The sequence below is a fragment of the Neisseria sp. HMSC064E01 genome, assembly GCF_001808875.1.
Lineage (GTDB): Bacteria > Pseudomonadota > Gammaproteobacteria > Burkholderiales > Neisseriaceae > Neisseria > Neisseria sicca_A.
The window spans coordinates 1-597 of the sequence record NZ_KV794926.1 but is presented as its reverse complement, the minus strand read 5'-3'; the positions used below and the strand labels follow the sequence as shown (position 1 = coordinate 597).

General features: G+C 46.4%; 1 protein-coding gene. It reads right to left on the bottom strand.

Going from position 1 to position 597, the window contains the following annotated elements; genetic code table 11:
- The coding region (locus tag HMPREF2572_RS05365; protein ID WP_070496592.1) for a hypothetical protein at positions 1-506 on the bottom strand (506 nt) is incomplete at its 3' end.
- Between the last annotated feature and the right edge of the window lie 91 nt (positions 507-597).

Genomic DNA, 597 nt, shown 5'->3' with positions numbered 1-597 from the left:
GTTTTCATTTCAACGGCGGCTTTACCGATTCCTACCAATTTCGCGGCGGCATTGGCATAGGCGCGCGCGGCTTCCAAATATTCGGGCAAGTGGGTTTCTTCTATGTCGATGATAAACATCTCATAACGGGAAACAGCCAGTAAATTGCGAAGCTCTGAAATGCGGTTCAGATGTTGGAGGCGTTCATTAAAAAGGCTTTCCAATAGTTCTTTTTGCGCTTCCAGCATATCGGCGGCGCGGTCTGCCTCTTCGCGTTTGGCGGCAATCTCTGAATCAAGCCCTTTGGCTTCTTCGCTGTTTGTGGGTTTGCCCATTTTTAATAAATTGGCAAATATGCCTTTACGTCTGTTTCGTAGCCCCGCAAATTCATTGATAACCGCCTGCGCTTCTGTAACGCCCGCTTCTGCCGCTTCAATTTGGGCGGTCAGTTCGCTGCATTTGTCCTCTTCCTCTTTCAGTAACTTTTGACGGGTCTCAAAAGTTGTCTTTGTATATTCAATGTTCATAGTTAAAGCTCCTGATTTAATTGATTAATACAAACCGTCCGCGTTTCACGGTTTCCCCGAATTGGTTGGTTACTTCTTCCATCACGGTAAC